Consider the following 14275-nt stretch of genomic DNA (forward strand, 5'->3'; position numbering starts at 1 on the left):
TGAAATGAGCCAAATTGTGAGCTTTTTCATTGATTACAATGCATTCTTTTGTTACATTGAATGAAGAAAGGCTCGCTGTGAAGCGGCATTTCAGTACATATATATTAAGGAGGAATTATCATGGCTTACGAACTTCCAGAATTACCTTATGCGTACGATGCTTTAGAACCGCATATCGACAAGGAAACTATGACTATTCACCATACGAAACACCACAACACATACGTTACAAATTTAAACAAAGCGGTTGAAGGAAACACTGCTCTTGCAAACAAATCAGTTGAAGAGCTTGTTGCAGATCTTGATTCTGTTCCTGAAAACATCCGCACTGCAGTCCGCAACAACGGCGGCGGACACGCGAACCACAAATTATTCTGGACACTTTTATCTCCAAACGGCGGAGGCGAACCGACTGGCGCGCTTGCTGAAGAGATCAACAGTGTATTTGGAAGCTTTGACAAATTCAAAGAGCAATTCGCAGCTGCAGCGGCTGGACGCTTTGGTTCTGGCTGGGCATGGCTTGTTGTGAACAACGGCAAACTTGAAATCACAAGCACGCCAAACCAAGATTCTCCACTTTCAGAAGGCAAAACGCCTATCTTGGGTCTTGACGTTTGGGAGCATGCTTACTATCTTAACTATCAAAACCGCCGTCCTGATTACATTTCAGCTTTCTGGAAAGTTGTAAACTGGGATGAAGTGGCTCGTCTATACAGCGAAGCAAAATAATGACACAAACAAGGTCCTCAATAAAGGACCTTGTTTTTTTATGTCTTCTTTTTACATATCTCAGTTTGAGTGAGACAGACTAAGGGATAGTAAAGGGGAGTCAGTAATGAGCAAACTAAAAAAAGTGATAGGCGATGTAGACGTAAACAAAGGGTTACTCTTTCTGCTGACCATTGGCGGGCTTTACTCGCTGGGAATTGCACTGTCCAATACATTTGTTAATGTGTATCTTTGGAAGCAGTCAGGGAAATTTATTGATTTGGCGATATATAATTTATCCGTTGTGACAATGCAGCCGATAACCTTTTATTTGGCTGGACGGTTAGCCAAAAAAATAGACAGGGTGTTTATTTTAAGATTCGGCGTCATTTTCTTAGCCGCCTTTTATTTAAGTGTGCTTTTAGCCGGAGAAACGGCGGCCAGCCGTCTCGTGCTGATCGGAGCGGTGCTCGGAGTGGGCTATGGCTTTTATTGGCTAGCGTTTAACGTGCTGACCTTTGAAATAACAGAGCCGGATACGCGAGACTTTTTCAACGGGTTTATGGGCATTCTGTCTTCCTCTGCAGGAATGATCGGCCCGATTGTAGCGGGATTTGTGATCTCAAGGCTTGAAAATAATACGGGTTATACCGTCATTTTCAGTCTCTCCCTCAGCTTATTTGCCCTCGCTGTCGTGATGAGCTTTTTCTTAAAACGGAGAGAATCAAAGGGCCGTTTTATGCTGAGCAAAGTATTTGGAGAGCGCCACAGCAATATGAATTGGCGGAGAATTACGAATGCGCATTTTTTTCAGGGCTTGAGAGAAGGGATTTTTGTCTTTTTAATCAGTGTGTTTGTATTTATTGAGACAAACAGCGAACTTGCCCTCGGTACATTCGGCCTTGTCAATTCAGCTGTTTCCTTCTTTGCCTACTACTTTGCATCTAGGCTGATTAAGAAAAAGGCCAGAAAAAAATCGATTTTGCTGGGCGGACTTATTTTGTATGGCGCGCTGTTTTTGATTCTGTTCCATATGAGCTTTTCGACATTATTAACGTATGGCGTTTTTATTGCCATCGGCTATCCTCTGTTGCTTGTGCCATATGTATCACTTACATATGATGTGATAGGGCGCGCGAGGCATGCCAGAAAAGCAAGAATTGAATATATCGTGCTAAGGGAAATGTTTTTGAACGCCGGCAGAATTGTTTCGATTTTATGCTTCCTCCTGATCGTGGCCCTTCTGAAAGAGGACGTGGGAATTCCTTTGTCACTTGCGATATTGGGTATAGGGCATCCTTTGATTTATTACTTTGTCAAGGATATCCGTTTTAAGGAGAAGGAAGGGGAAAATGAAACCATGGAAGAAGACGGCCAAAAACGGGTAACAGAACCGACCCTTTTAAAAGGCGAGAGATAATTTTTTTGCCAAAAAGGGGTTATCTGTAGAAAAAAGTCGAAAAAACCTTTAAAATGAAAACTGGCACTCTTACTGAGTGTCTTTTCTTTCTGTAAATAGAAAAAGGTGATGTTATGAGGAGAAATAAACCAAAAAAACAAAATCATAAAGAGAAAAAGAAGTCGCTTCCGATCCGGCTGAATATTTTATTTTTAGCTGCTTTTGTTATATTTACCTGGATCATTGTGGAACTGGGCATCAAGCAGATCGTGCAAGGCGATGATTACAAAAATCAAGCGAATAAGCAGGAACAAAGTGAAGTCAGCTCGGCGGTGCCGCGCGGGAAAATTTATGATCGAAACTTTAATGCCATTGTGACAAATAAGGCTTTAAATGCAATCACATACACAAGATCTAAATCGACCACGCAAGAACAGCGCTTAAAGATCGCAAAAAAGCTGTCTGACATGATCAAAGTCGATACAAAAAAAGTAACAGAACGGGATAAAAAAGATTATTGGATTTTGACTAGACCGAAAGAAGCAAAAAAGCTGATTAGCTCTAAAGAAAGACAGCAGGTTGAAGACAAAAAAATATCCGATGACGATTTATACCAGCTTCAGCTAAAACGGATTACTGATAAGCAGCTGAATGAATTGACGGATAAAGATATGCAGATCCTCGCTATCAAAAGACAGATGGATTCGGGCTATGCATTGACCCCTCAATATATCAAAAACGAAGATGTATCAGCGAAGGAAATGGCAGTGGTAAGTGAACATTTAGACGAACTGCCGGGTGTTGATGTTACCTCCGATTGGGAACGTGAATATCCGTATAAAAACCTTCTTCGCTCAGTGCTCGGAAGTGTTTCCAGCTCTAATGAAGGATTGCCGTCCAACTTGCTCGACCATTATTTGTCGCTTGGCTACAGCCGTAATGACAGGGTCGGAAAAAGCTATTTGGAATACCAATACGAAAGCCTTCTGCAGGGCCAAAAAGCCAAAGTCGAAAATATCACAGATTCAAACGGCAATGTCACGGGAACGAAAACGGTATCTGAAGGCAAAGCCGGGAAAGATCTTGTACTAACAATTGATATTGATTTGCAAAAAGAAGTGGAAAAAATCATTGAGAAGAACCTCAAAGCTGCTAAAGCAAGACCAAGCACTCAATTGTTAGACCGGGCATTCGTTGTGATGATGGACCCAAGAAACGGTGAAGTGCTTTCAATGGCAGGCAAGCAGATTAAACAAGAAAATGGGAAATATAAAATTGATGATTATGCTTTAGGTACAATGACGTCATCTTACGCCATGGGTTCAGCAGTCAAAGGCGCAACAGTCTTGACAGGCCTTCAAACCGGAGCCATCAATCTGAATACTGTTTTTCAAGATGAACCTTTATATATTGGTCAGGATAAACGCGGTAAAAAGTCATGGACTAACTTAGGTCCGGTCAATATTCAAAGAGCCTTAGAGCAGTCTTCCAACGTATTTATGTTTAAAACTGCGATCGCGCTCGGAAAAGGTGAATATAAACCGCACCAAGCTTTACCGATTGATACGACGGCCTTTGATACGTTCCGTAATTACTTCAGCCAATTTGGATTAGGTGTCAAAACTGGAATTGATCTTCCGAATGAAATGACAGGCTATAAAGGAACAGACAGATTGACGGGATTCTTGCTTGACTATGCGATCGGCCAATACGACACGTATACACCGCTGGAACTCGCGCAATACGTATCAACGATTGCAAACGGCGGATATCGCTTAAAGCCTCAGCTTGTAAAGGAAGTCAGAGAACCTGATGCTAAAAGAGGGATCGGTGCTGTCGTACAATCCGTTCAGCCGGAAGTGCTGAATAAAATCGACATGAAGAGTGAATATATTAAAGAGGTTCAGGCCGGATTCAGACGGGTGATGACAAAAGGGACAGCTGCCAGCCAATTTGCTTCAGCGTCATATCAGCCTGCCGGTAAAACAGGAACAGCACAATCGTTCTATGATGGACCTGATAAATCAAAAACAGGAACATCGACTTATAATACGACACTTGTTGCCTATGCACCGGCTGATAATCCTGAGATTGCGATCTCTGTAGTAGTCCCTTGGGCTTATATTGATTACAGCGCTAAATATAGCATCACAAACGAAATCGGCAGGGAAGTAATGGATAAATATTTTGAGCTGAAATCGAAGCAGGACAAAGAAGATACGCAACAAAAGAATAAAAACAAAATCGAAGAAAATGCAGAAAACACAACGCCTTCTGATAACTAAAAAGAAACGCTCACATAATGTGGGCGTTTTTTTTATACAAAAAAACGCATTGATTTACAAAACCTTAACATTCGATTCAAACCCTTTTTACATAGAACCTTTACTCTATACGTGTAGGACAAATTACACATTATACGCAGGGGGAATTCAGGAAATGAAAAAAAACAAATTGGTGCTTATGCTTCTGATGGCTGCTTTTATGATGATTGCAGCTGCATGCGGAAATGCAGGAGAAAGTAAAAAATCGAATAGCGATTCTGCAAAAGGAGAAGAAAAGGCATCAGGTTCTTTAACCATTTCTGGTTCATCGGCTATGCAGCCGCTAGTACTTGCTGCCGCGGAAAAATTTATGGAAGAAAACCCTGATGCTGATATACAGGTACAAGCTGGCGGTTCTGGAACAGGGCTTTCTCAAGTCTCAGAAGGAGCTGTTCAGATCGGGAATTCAGACGTTTTTGCTGAAGAAAAAGAAGGCATCGATGCAAAAGCGCTTGTTGATCATCAAGTCGCAGTAGTTGGTATGGCAGCAGCTGTAAACCCTAATGCTGGTGTGAAGGATATTTCAAAAGATGAATTGAAAAAAATCTTCACTGGCAAAATCAAAAACTGGAAAGAGCTTGGCGGCAAAGACCAAAAGATTACACTTGTAAACCGTCCTGATTCTTCTGGCACACGTGCTACATTTGTGAAGTATGCGCTTGATGGAGCAGAACCTGCAGAAGGCATTACTGAAGATTCCTCCAACACAGTGAAAAAGATCATTGCTGATACTCCGGGAGCGATTGGATATCTTGCATTCTCATATTTAACAGATGACAAAGTAACTGCGCTATCTATTGATGGAGTTAAGCCTGAAGCGAAAAATGTAGCAACTGGCGAGTATCCAATCTGGGCTTATCAGCATTCTTATACAAAAGGTGAAGCGACAGGTTTAGCTAAAGAGTTTCTCGATTATCTAAAGAGTGAAGACATTCAAAAAAGCATTGTTACTGACCAAGGCTACATTCCGGTTACTGATATGAAAGTGACACGTGATGCCAACGGGAAGCAAAGCTGATCTTAATAAAAAGAGGAGTGCGGGGACAACCGTTTCTCCTCTTAACACATTCATAGGAGTGTAAAAAATGATAAACAATAGAGAAAATATGTCTGTGAGCGAGCGTTTAATCAGCTCGAGGCAAAATCGGCAATTGGATGAGGTTCGGGGAAGAATGATAGTCACAGCTTGTGCACTGATTATGATTGCGGCATCTGTTGCGATTACCATTTTCCTCGGCGTGAAGGGGCTGCAATCTTTTCTTGTAAATGGTGTAAGCCCAATTGAATTCTTAACGAGCTTAAATTGGAATCCTACAGATAGTGATCCGAAATACGGAGTGCTGCCATTTATTTTTGGCTCATTTGCAGTAACGATTCTTTCTGCTCTAATCGCTGCGCCGCTTGGCATTGCAGGTGCGATTTTTATGACAGAGATTGCCCCGAATTGGGGAAAGAAAGTGCTGCAGCCGGTGATTGAGCTTTTAGTCGGTATTCCATCTGTTGTTTATGGATTCATAGGTCTTACAGTATTGGTGCCGTTTATCGCCCAGTTCAAATCGAGCGGAACAGGGCACAGTTTATTGGCGGGAACGATTGTCCTTTCCGTCATGATTCTGCCGACGATCACATCGATTTCTGCTGATGCAATGGCTTCTCTTCCGAAGAGTTTACGAGAGGGTTCTTACGCGCTTGGTGCCACAAGATGGCAGACGATCAGAAAAGTACTTGTGCCTGCAGCTTTTCCAACATTGATGACAGCTGTTGTGTTAGGCATGGCTCGGGCTTTCGGTGAAGCTTTGGCTGTTCAGATGGTCATTGGAAATACAAGAGTATTGCCGGAAAGCCTGTTTGACACTGCGGGAACGCTGACAACGATCATCACGCTGAATATGGGCCACACCACATACGGAAGTGTTGAAAACAATACGCTGTGGTCAATGGGGCTTGTGCTTCTGGTGATGTCATTCTTGTTCATCCTGCTTATTCGCTACTTGTCATCTAGGAGGAAAGTGTAATGAACCGCAAAATAACAGATAAACTGGCGACCGGAATGTTTGGTTTGTGTGCAGCCATTATCGCTGCCATTTTAGTAGGTTTGTTTTCCTATATTATTATAAACGGTGTTTCTCAGCTCAGTTTTCAATTTATTACAACAAAGTCGAGCGCCATTGCAGCTGGAGGAGGCATACGAGATCAGCTGTTTAACTCCTTTTATATTTTGTTTATTACAATGCTGATTACAATCCCGCTCGGTGTGGGCGGCGGAGTCTTCATGGCTGAATACGCGCCTAATAACAAAGTAACTGACTTCATCAGAACATGTATAGAGGTGCTTTCATCTCTTCCGTCTATTGTCATTGGGATGTTTGGATTATTGATGTTTGTCAACTTAACAGGCTGGGGATATACGATCATAGGCGGAGCGCTTGCGTTAACTGTTTTTAACCTTCCTGTCATGGTGCGTGTGACAGAAGACGCGATCCGTTCAGTCCCTAAAGATCTGAAGGAAGCCTCTCTCGCTTTAGGTGTATCACGCTGGCATACCGTAAAAACAGTTTTAATTCCAAGTGCGATTCCTTCTATCATCACAGGAGCAATTTTAGCGTCAGGAAGGGTGTTCGGGGAAGCGGCCGCATTATTATTTACGGCAGGCCTGACAACACCGCGTCTTAATTTTACGGAGTGGAACCCGTTTTCGGAAACATCACCGCTTAATATTTTCAGGCCCGCTGAAACACTTGCGGTCCACATTTGGAACGTCAATACACAAGGAATGATTCCGGATGCTGAAGCGATTGCCAACGGTGGTTCTGCCGTGCTGGTGATTTCTGTTCTTGTGTTTAATCTCGCGGCGAGATGGCTTGGCACGATGATCTACAAAAAGCTTACGGCAAATTAGAACGGAAAGAGGCGAAAAACATGTCTGAACAAATGGTAAAAGAAAAACCTGAGCGAGCTGTTATTGTTCCGAAGCAGAACCACGTGCTCGAGGTCAAAGACCTGTCTATTTTTTACGGAAATAAACAAGCGGTTCATCATGTGAACATGGATATTGAAAAGAATGCGGTGACTGCTTTAATTGGGCCGTCGGGATGCGGAAAATCTACTTTTTTGAGAAATATTAACCGAATGAATGATTTAATTCCTTCTGCAAGAGCTGAAGGTGAAATCCTTTATGAAGGATTAAATATATTGGGCGGCAATATTAACGTCGTCAGCTTGAGAAGAGAAATCGGAATGGTTTTTCAAAAACCAAATCCTTTTCCGAAATCGATCTATGCAAATATCACACATGCATTGAAATATGCCGGAGAGCGTAATAAAGCGGCCTTAGATCAAATTGTGGAAGAGAGTTTAACAAAAGCAGCGCTCTGGGATGAGGTGAAGGATCGTTTACATTCATCCGCACTCTCGTTATCCGGCGGCCAGCAGCAGCGTTTATGCATTGCGAGAACGCTTGCGATGAAGCCGGCTGTTCTTCTGCTTGATGAACCAGCTTCAGCGCTTGATCCGATTTCAAATGCAAAAATAGAGGAATTAATAACAGAATTGAAAAGAGAATACTCGATTATTATAGTCACGCACAATATGCAGCAGGCTCTGCGGGTTTCTGATCGGACGGCATTCTTTTTAAACGGCGAGCTTGTAGAATACGGACAGACTGAACAGATCTTCACGAGTCCGAAACAGCAAAAGACAGAGGATTATATTAACGGGAAATTCGGATAGGAGGGCGGCAATGAGCATTGCTACCGAAGCTGTAATGAAACAGGAAGTCTATCAAGTCAATGGAATGAACTTATGGTATGGACAGCATCATGCTTTAAAAAATATCAATTTGAGCATACATGAAAACGAGGTCACGGCGATTATCGGGCCATCGGGATGCGGGAAATCGACCTTTATCAAAACATTGAATTTAATGATTCAAATGACGCCGAATGTAAAGCTTGCAGGTGAGCTGAACTATAATGGCAGCAACATTTTAAAGGATAAAGTGGATATCGTGGATTTGCGAAAAAATATCGGTATGGTATTCCAAAAAGGGAACCCGTTTCCCCAATCTATTTTTGATAATGTAGCTTACGGACCGAGAGTCCACGGCACCAAAAATAAAAAGAAGCTTCAAGAAATTGTGGAAAAATCATTGAAAGACGTGGCGCTATGGGATGAGGTGAAGGATCGATTGCATACGTCCGCTCTTTCCTTGTCAGGCGGCCAGCAGCAGCGTCTTTGTATCGCCAGGGCACTTGCGACCAATCCAGATATTTTGCTGATGGATGAACCGACATCTGCATTAGATCCAATCTCAACAAGAAAAATTGAAGAACTCATTCTTGAGCTGAAGAATAAATATACGATTGTCATTGTCACGCATAACATGCAGCAGGCAGCGAGGGTTTCTGATCAAACCGCCTTTTTCTATATGGGCGAGCTTGTTGAATGCGACAATACGAATAAAATGTTCTCTAACCCGCAGGACCAAAGAACCCTCGATTACATTACAGGAAAGTTTGGGTGAAAAAAACAGGCTGAGTTTTCAGCCTGTTTTTTATCGTGTTAACGTTTTTACGAGCTTTTTAAAGCTCATATCTGATTTTACTTTAAACTCGCCGGCACGGATTTCTTTGTGATAGCCGGCATCAATGACATAGTCATTAAAGTCTTGAGCCGAGGAGATAATGCCTTCTTTTTCAAGAAGAGCAGATACATCTGCAGTGCTCATGCCGTCTTTAATTTTCAGTTTGTACGTTTTGACCTTGTCTGTTTTCGTGTCTGATTCGCTGTCATTGGTCAAGGATTTCTCTTTTGAATCGAGAAGTTTTTGATATTCATCGCGATTCACAGAAACCATTTTTTTAGAATCAAGGTAATTGTTCACGTCTTGTTCGGTTACTGTTTTATTTTCTTTTACAGCAGCGGCCTGGTCTTCGTCAGTCAGATAAAAAACAGCTGCAAGAACGGCTGTAGCCAAAATGATGCCGCCAGCAAATGCCTGAATGCCTCGTTTTGTCATACGAGCACCTTCTCGTTATCTTTGATAATCGTATTTACGTCTTCCACTGACACATGCTCAGCTTTAGCAATCGCTTCAGCGGACATGCCGTTATTATATTTAGAAAGTATTTGTTTAGCAATTTTTTGATTGATGTCGCTCTGCTTTGATTTGCGGATGACAAGGTTTGTTTCCAGTAATTCTTCCTCAAGCACGGTCATTTTCTTTTTGAGCTTGTAAATTTCCTGCATCGCAGAAAGCTGCAGAGTTTCGAGCTCTTGTTCTACATCTTTCATCGGGTCTCTTTGAGAATATGAGAATGCAATTAGCGCTATACTGACGATAAACAACGCAATAATAGCAATTTCCACGTTTCATCACCTTCTATTCTTTTTTTATCCTTCTTTTTTATACCATAAAACCAATAGTTTCTAAAGGAATTCGCGAAAAAAACGAGATTTTGTCGAGAAATCTTTCTTTGCTTCTTCTCTAAGTAATGGTTTAATAGGATCACTAAGTGAACGATAGGAAAGGAGAATGTTAGGAGTCCATGGATAAACACCCATTTCCCTATAATATACGACATAAGCTTTCTTTTTTTAGGGACACATTCGACATGAACATTCAAAACGCTCATACCTTGACCGTATGCTGGGAAATCTCAGAAGAAACAATGCGGCTGGCTGAAGCGGTCCTTTTCGAAAAAACGCAGGATATGATGAAAGAATTGCGCATTGTCATCAAAAGAAAAGATATCGAAGCTGTCAGGACTAAACGCACACCGTATGATAAAGGGGAATGGACGATTGGACAGGCGGCTGGTGATGCTGTATATCGGGCTGAATACAGAATGGTTAACTCCATGAATGTCTCTCTCAAGCTTGCCTGCACAGACGACATCTATCTTGATGAAAATGGGATTCGTCATATCAACAGCTTTCAGATTAAGGAGACGCACACCAGGTGGGAGGCGCAATTTTCTGCATACACCTGTTATGGAGAAGGAGAAAAAGAACGGTGAACATTCTCATGCTTTCACTCGAACATCCCGATGGCCCGAAAAGCGGGCTCGGTGTCTATTTAAACCGTCTCATTTCCTATTTAAATCCTCATATCAACATGACGGTTTGTACTCCGAGAGGGCAGTTGTCTTCATATGCGAAGTTTGAAGATTACATAGCCGATGCCAACTTTACAATGGTTCGCCAGGTGTTATCCGGCAATGAACGCTTTGATCTGATTCATGCGCATGATGACACAACAGTCCCTGCCGCCCAGTATTTGAAACAACGGCTTGGCCTTCCGCTTGCTGCGACAATCCACGGTCTTGAAAGCGAAAGGAAGAAGGTGTGCCGAGAAGTCCCACACCCATACAGGCTCAAGACCGAACAGCTCCTTATAGAGTCCGCCGATGCTTTGATCGTATTAAGCACATTTATGAAGCAGTCTTTAAATAAGGCAGCACATAAAAAAACAACCGTTATTCCGAGCCCTGCATCTATGGAGGAAGAGAAGGGGAAAATCCCAAGAAGCATAAATAGAAGATTCCTCTTTTCATATGGAAGGTTCGTTCCGGAAAAAGGATTTTCTCAGCTGTTAAAGGTGTTTGCCATCTTGAAGCAGCGGCAGCCTGACCTCTATCTAGTGCTGGCTGGGGAGGGTCCGTCTCTGTCCTCCTATGAGAAATTGGCTGCGGCATTGAACCTAAAGGATCGAGTCATGTTCCTGCCGTTTCTGAATAGAAAAGACATTAGAATGTTACTGTCTCACTGTGAAATGGCAGTTTTCCCTAGTTCTTATGAACCGTTTGGGCTTGCCGCACAGGAAAGCATGGAACAAGGTGTGCTGACTGTCGTTTCTCAGTCGGGTGGTTTTTGTGATTATGCCGTTCATGACAAAACGGCAATCATCGCTGATTTTACGCACGTACAGGAAGCGGCTGATCTGCTGGACCGTTTTTTAAAAGACCGGGAAAAAGCCCGCCGGATAAAGGAAGCTGGCAGACAACAAGTGTTTAAGCTCCACCACCCCCGACTCATTACGGCATCATATGTGCAGCTTTATGAGCGTATCATCAATAATTCAGCAATTCATTGAAAAACAGCCTAGCATTCCGTCCATTATAGTGGTATTATATATAAGTCTGAATAAGTAAATGATTTTAGTTTGGAGGGAAAATAATGCGCGTTAATATTACTTTGGCTTGCACTGAATGTGGTGAGCGTAACTATATTTCTAAAAAGAACAAACGCAATAATCCAGACCGCGTTGAATTTAAAAAATATTGCCCACGTGATAAAAAATCTACGTTACACCGTGAAACAAAATAACAGCTTTGCTGTTTGAGGTGTAAGAAAAAAGCCAGAGCTTTGAAAAAGGTTCTGGCTTTTTTCTATTCCGAGGGGGATGAGAAATGAAATCACAATTAAGAAAAAAGACGATGGAGGCACTGTCTGCTTTATCAAATGAAGATTTGCTTCAAAAAACGGAACGTATGTATAAGGATTTGTTTTCTCTGCCGGACTGGCAAAATGCCAGCACCATTGCCGTCACCATTTCCAGAGGACTAGAGATACCGACGCGTCCGGTCATTGAGCAGGCTTGGGAGGAAAGAAAGCAAGTTTGCATCCCAAAATGCCACCCGGACACGAAGAAAATGCAATTTCGCGCATATCAGACTGATGATCAGCTCGAAACCGTTTACGCCGGACTCCTTGAGCCGATAATTGAAAAAACAAAAGAAGTAAACCCATCACAAATTGACTTGATGATCGTTCCAGGTGTTTGTTTTGATGTTAACGGTTTTAGGATCGGCTTTGGAGGCGGCTATTATGATCGTTTTTTAAGTAAATATGAAGGAAAGACAGTCTCTCTGCTTTTCGAGTGCCAGCTGTTTGCGCACGTACCCCGTCTGCCGCATGACATGCCGGTACATAAGCTGATAACAGAGGATCGCATCATTTCTTGTTATTCATAACTTTCCTGCCTCTTTTTCGAGAATAAATCAGGTAGAATAACAAACCCTATTGGCAGGAGGGATATCATGAAAAAACTTTTGATTTATGCCATTTTTGCTGTTTCTGCCGTCATGTTTTATCAAAATCGCTACCGTCTTATGAATACTGTACTCAGCCAGCCAGGAATCAGGCGGTCTTTTATCCATTTGTTTTTAAGAATTCCGTTTATCCGTAATAAGTTTATACAGCAAGCTTTCTAAAATCCCGTGAAAAACGGGATTTTTTGCTTTCAGTAGGCGTTTTTGACCGCCAGCTGTTATAATGGAAAAAAACTATTGGAGCGGTAAATATGTTTTTGCTGGAGTATACATATTGGAAAGTGGCAACGCACCTGGTGAAAAGCGGGTATGGCGTCATACAAGCCGGCGAGTCAGATGAAATATGGCTGGAAGCACCGGACAAGTCCTCTCATGATCTAGTTCGTCTGTATAAGCACGATCTTGATTTCCGTCAAGAAATGGTTAGAGACATCGAAGAGCAGGCCGAACGAGTAGAAAGAGTCAGAAATCAATTGGGCAGACGAAGGATGAAGCTGCTGAATGTATTTTTTTCAACTGAAGCCCCTGTTGATGACTGGCAAGAAATTTCCAAACGACCTTTTGAGAAGGGAACTGTGTCAGTTGAGCCTCTGATCGTTAGAGGATCGATGCTTCGAGATGATCTTCAAGCGGTTTTTCCATCATTTCGTACAGAAGAAAACGTTTCGTTTGAAGACACGCAAATAGCAAGGGAACGCTTCCTTTCGTTAGTGCAGAAACAAGAAGAACAGAGAAAAACTGAAGCGGCGGTTTTTCAAAATGGAAAACCTATCTTTACATATTTATTTATTGCGCTTCAGGTCCTAATGTTTTTCGTGCTCGAAATAAACGGGGGCAGCACAAATACGGAGACGCTGGTCGCTTTTGGAGCAAAGGAAAACAGCCTGATTGCACAAGGAGAATGGTGGCGTCTTCTGACACCGATCGTGCTTCACATTGGCATAGCGCATTTAGCTTTTAATACGCTGGCTTTATGGTCGGTTGGTACAGCGGTTGAGCGCATGTATGGATCGGGCAGGTTTCTGCTGATTTATCTGGCGGCTGGCATTACGGGATCGATTGCGAGCTTTGTGTTCAGCCCGTATCCTTCAGCAGGCGCATCAGGAGCCATATTCGGATGCTTAGGCGCACTGCTGTATGTAGCTTTGTCAAATCGGAAAATGTTTTTGAGAACCATAGGAACCAATATTATTGTCATTATTATCATCAATCTGGGCTTTGGTTTTGCGGTTTCGAATATTGATAATTCGGGACATATTGGCGGCTTGATTGGCGGCTTTTTCGCCGCTGCAGCACTGGGGCTGCCCAAAGCCGGAGCCTTTGGAAAAAGATTGTTGTCAGCGGTTTTACTGATTGCTTTGGCGGCTGGATTTTTATATTACGGATTGCATTCGCCTTCCCACCAGGAGTCAGCGCTGATTCAGCAGGCAAGTGAGCTTTATCAGGAAGGAAAGTATGAAGAAGTAACGGAATTGCTAAACGGAGAAGCAGAGCAAAAAGATGCTTCTGCCGATCTGTTGAAAATCTTGGCGGTTTCTGATATTCAACTCGGCGAATACGATCAGGCGATTTCCCTTTTGGAACGAGCAGTGAAAAAAGAACCTAAAGACCATGCTTCATATTACAATTTAGCCGTATTGTATGTGGAAAAAAATGAGCTGGGCCAAGCAGAAAAGGCCATCCGGACGGCTGTAAAACTGAAGCCGAAGGAGAAGCGCTACAAAGAGCTTCAGCAGCAAATTGAAAACAATAAACAATCATAAAGGTTGAATAGGGTAAGGGGGCATGCTTTT

At 42.5% G+C, this 14275-nt stretch carries 16 protein-coding genes; 14 read left to right on the top strand and 2 right to left on the bottom strand.

The window, feature by feature from the left end; translation table 11 throughout:
• The first annotated feature begins 120 nt into the window (after positions 1-120).
• The 8 genes from sodA (at position 121) to pstB (ACQXR1_RS05595) (ending at position 8953) form a co-directional block, all read left to right on the top strand.
• Positions 121-729 carry a superoxide dismutase SodA gene (gene sodA, locus ACQXR1_RS05560; protein WP_069839500.1) on the top strand — a complete coding sequence of 203 codons (609 nt, stop codon included), beginning with the start codon at positions 121-123 and terminating at the stop codon, positions 727-729.
• 106 nt (positions 730-835) lie between these two features.
• Positions 836-2128, top strand: coding sequence for an MFS transporter (locus ACQXR1_RS05565; RefSeq protein WP_014664622.1), 1293 nt, complete (start codon positions 836-838; stop codon positions 2126-2128).
• A 113-nt stretch (positions 2129-2241) separates the two neighbouring features.
• Positions 2242-4392: a penicillin-binding protein 2A gene (gene pbpA, locus ACQXR1_RS05570; RefSeq protein ID WP_430771836.1), complete on the top strand. Its 2151-nt coding sequence runs from the start codon at positions 2242-2244 to the stop codon at positions 4390-4392.
• A gap of 154 nt (positions 4393-4546) precedes the next feature.
• Positions 4547-5449 (top strand): phosphate ABC transporter substrate-binding protein, encoded by a 903-nt coding sequence (locus tag ACQXR1_RS05575; RefSeq protein WP_103749577.1) that lies wholly within the window; start codon positions 4547-4549, stop codon positions 5447-5449.
• 67 nt (positions 5450-5516) lie between these two features.
• Positions 5517-6446 (top strand): phosphate ABC transporter permease subunit PstC, encoded by a 930-nt coding sequence (gene pstC, locus ACQXR1_RS05580; RefSeq protein ID WP_014477352.1) that lies wholly within the window; start codon positions 5517-5519, stop codon positions 6444-6446.
• Complete coding sequence (pstA, locus tag ACQXR1_RS05585; protein ID WP_003230103.1) at positions 6446-7330, top strand: phosphate ABC transporter permease PstA; 885 nt, start codon at positions 6446-6448, stop codon at positions 7328-7330. The genes pstC and pstA overlap by 1 nt, the downstream gene beginning before the upstream one ends.
• Positions 7331-7350: 20 nt before the next feature.
• Positions 7351-8160, top strand: coding sequence for a phosphate ABC transporter ATP-binding protein PstB (gene pstB, locus ACQXR1_RS05590; protein WP_014664617.1), 810 nt, complete (start codon positions 7351-7353; stop codon positions 8158-8160).
• A gap of 10 nt (positions 8161-8170) precedes the next feature.
• Positions 8171-8953, top strand: a complete 783-nt coding sequence (gene pstB, locus ACQXR1_RS05595; protein WP_040082619.1) for a phosphate ABC transporter ATP-binding protein PstB — start codon at positions 8171-8173, stop codon at positions 8951-8953.
• 30 nt (positions 8954-8983) lie between these two features.
• On the opposite strand, the gene ACQXR1_RS05600 is transcribed toward pstB (ACQXR1_RS05595), so the two are convergent.
• Entirely contained in the window at positions 8984-9448 is a 465-nt protein-coding gene (locus ACQXR1_RS05600; RefSeq protein ID WP_069839497.1) for an endolytic transglycosylase MltG, read from the bottom strand.
• Entirely contained in the window at positions 9445-9798 is a 354-nt protein-coding gene (locus ACQXR1_RS05605; protein ID WP_014477348.1) for a hypothetical protein, read from the bottom strand. The genes ACQXR1_RS05600 and ACQXR1_RS05605 overlap by 4 nt, the downstream gene beginning before the upstream one ends.
• A gap of 179 nt (positions 9799-9977) precedes the next feature.
• Here ACQXR1_RS05605 and ACQXR1_RS05610 point away from each other — a divergent pair, with 179 nt between their 5' ends.
• From ACQXR1_RS05610 to yqgP, 6 genes are all read left to right on the top strand, one after another.
• Entirely contained in the window at positions 9978-10448 is a 471-nt protein-coding gene (locus ACQXR1_RS05610; RefSeq protein WP_430771837.1) for a hypothetical protein, read from the top strand.
• Positions 10445-11524 carry a glycosyltransferase family 4 protein gene (locus tag ACQXR1_RS05615; protein ID WP_430771838.1) on the top strand — a complete coding sequence of 360 codons (1080 nt, stop codon included), beginning with the start codon at positions 10445-10447 and terminating at the stop codon, positions 11522-11524. The genes ACQXR1_RS05610 and ACQXR1_RS05615 overlap by 4 nt, the downstream gene beginning before the upstream one ends.
• A gap of 83 nt (positions 11525-11607) precedes the next feature.
• The gene (gene rpmG / locus ACQXR1_RS05620; protein ID WP_003153056.1) at positions 11608-11757 is read left to right on the top strand and encodes a 50S ribosomal protein L33; all 150 of its coding nucleotides are present in this window, start codon (positions 11608-11610) and stop codon (positions 11755-11757) included.
• Between the two features lie 83 nt (positions 11758-11840).
• A complete protein-coding gene (locus tag ACQXR1_RS05625) occupies positions 11841-12404 on the top strand; it encodes a 5-formyltetrahydrofolate cyclo-ligase (RefSeq protein ID WP_430771839.1) in 564 nt (187 codons plus the stop codon).
• A 66-nt stretch (positions 12405-12470) separates the two neighbouring features.
• Entirely contained in the window at positions 12471-12644 is a 174-nt protein-coding gene (locus ACQXR1_RS05630; protein ID WP_003230126.1) for a hypothetical protein, read from the top strand.
• A gap of 89 nt (positions 12645-12733) precedes the next feature.
• Positions 12734-14245 carry a rhomboid protease YqgP gene (yqgP, locus tag ACQXR1_RS05635; protein WP_430771840.1) on the top strand — a complete coding sequence of 504 codons (1512 nt, stop codon included), beginning with the start codon at positions 12734-12736 and terminating at the stop codon, positions 14243-14245.
• Positions 14246-14275 lie beyond the last annotated feature (30 nt).

The sequence above is a fragment of the Bacillus sp. ATD genome (genome assembly GCF_050585765.1).
Lineage (GTDB): Bacteria > Bacillota > Bacilli > Bacillales > Bacillaceae > Bacillus > Bacillus stercoris.

Bases quoted from the DNA above. Each gene is read 5' to 3' on its own strand.
- ACQXR1_RS05630 (WP_003230126.1), top strand. From the start codon at position 12,471: ATGAAAAAACTTTTGATTTATGCCATTTTTGCTGTTTCTGCCGTCATG.
- sodA (WP_069839500.1), top strand. From the start codon at position 121: ATGGCTTACGAACTTCCAGAATTACCTTATGCGTACGATGCTTTAGAA.
- pstC (WP_014477352.1), top strand. From the start codon at position 5,517: ATGATAAACAATAGAGAAAATATGTCTGTGAGCGAGCGTTTAATCAGC.
- pstB (WP_014664617.1), top strand. From the start codon at position 7,351: ATGTCTGAACAAATGGTAAAAGAAAAACCTGAGCGAGCTGTTATTGTT.
- pstA (WP_003230103.1), top strand. From the start codon at position 6,446: ATGAACCGCAAAATAACAGATAAACTGGCGACCGGAATGTTTGGTTTG.
- ACQXR1_RS05610 (WP_430771837.1), top strand. From the start codon at position 9,978: ATGGATAAACACCCATTTCCCTATAATATACGACATAAGCTTTCTTTT.
- ACQXR1_RS05625 (WP_430771839.1), top strand. From the start codon at position 11,841: ATGAAATCACAATTAAGAAAAAAGACGATGGAGGCACTGTCTGCTTTA.
- ACQXR1_RS05575 (WP_103749577.1), top strand. From the start codon at position 4,547: ATGAAAAAAAACAAATTGGTGCTTATGCTTCTGATGGCTGCTTTTATG.
- ACQXR1_RS05600 (WP_069839497.1), bottom strand. From the start codon at position 9,448: ATGACAAAACGAGGCATTCAGGCATTTGCTGGCGGCATCATTTTGGCT.
- yqgP (WP_430771840.1), top strand. From the start codon at position 12,734: ATGTTTTTGCTGGAGTATACATATTGGAAAGTGGCAACGCACCTGGTG.
- ACQXR1_RS05565 (WP_014664622.1), top strand. From the start codon at position 836: ATGAGCAAACTAAAAAAAGTGATAGGCGATGTAGACGTAAACAAAGGG.
- pstB (WP_040082619.1), top strand. From the start codon at position 8,171: ATGAGCATTGCTACCGAAGCTGTAATGAAACAGGAAGTCTATCAAGTC.
- rpmG (WP_003153056.1), top strand. From the start codon at position 11,608: ATGCGCGTTAATATTACTTTGGCTTGCACTGAATGTGGTGAGCGTAAC.
- pbpA (WP_430771836.1), top strand. From the start codon at position 2,242: ATGAGGAGAAATAAACCAAAAAAACAAAATCATAAAGAGAAAAAGAAG.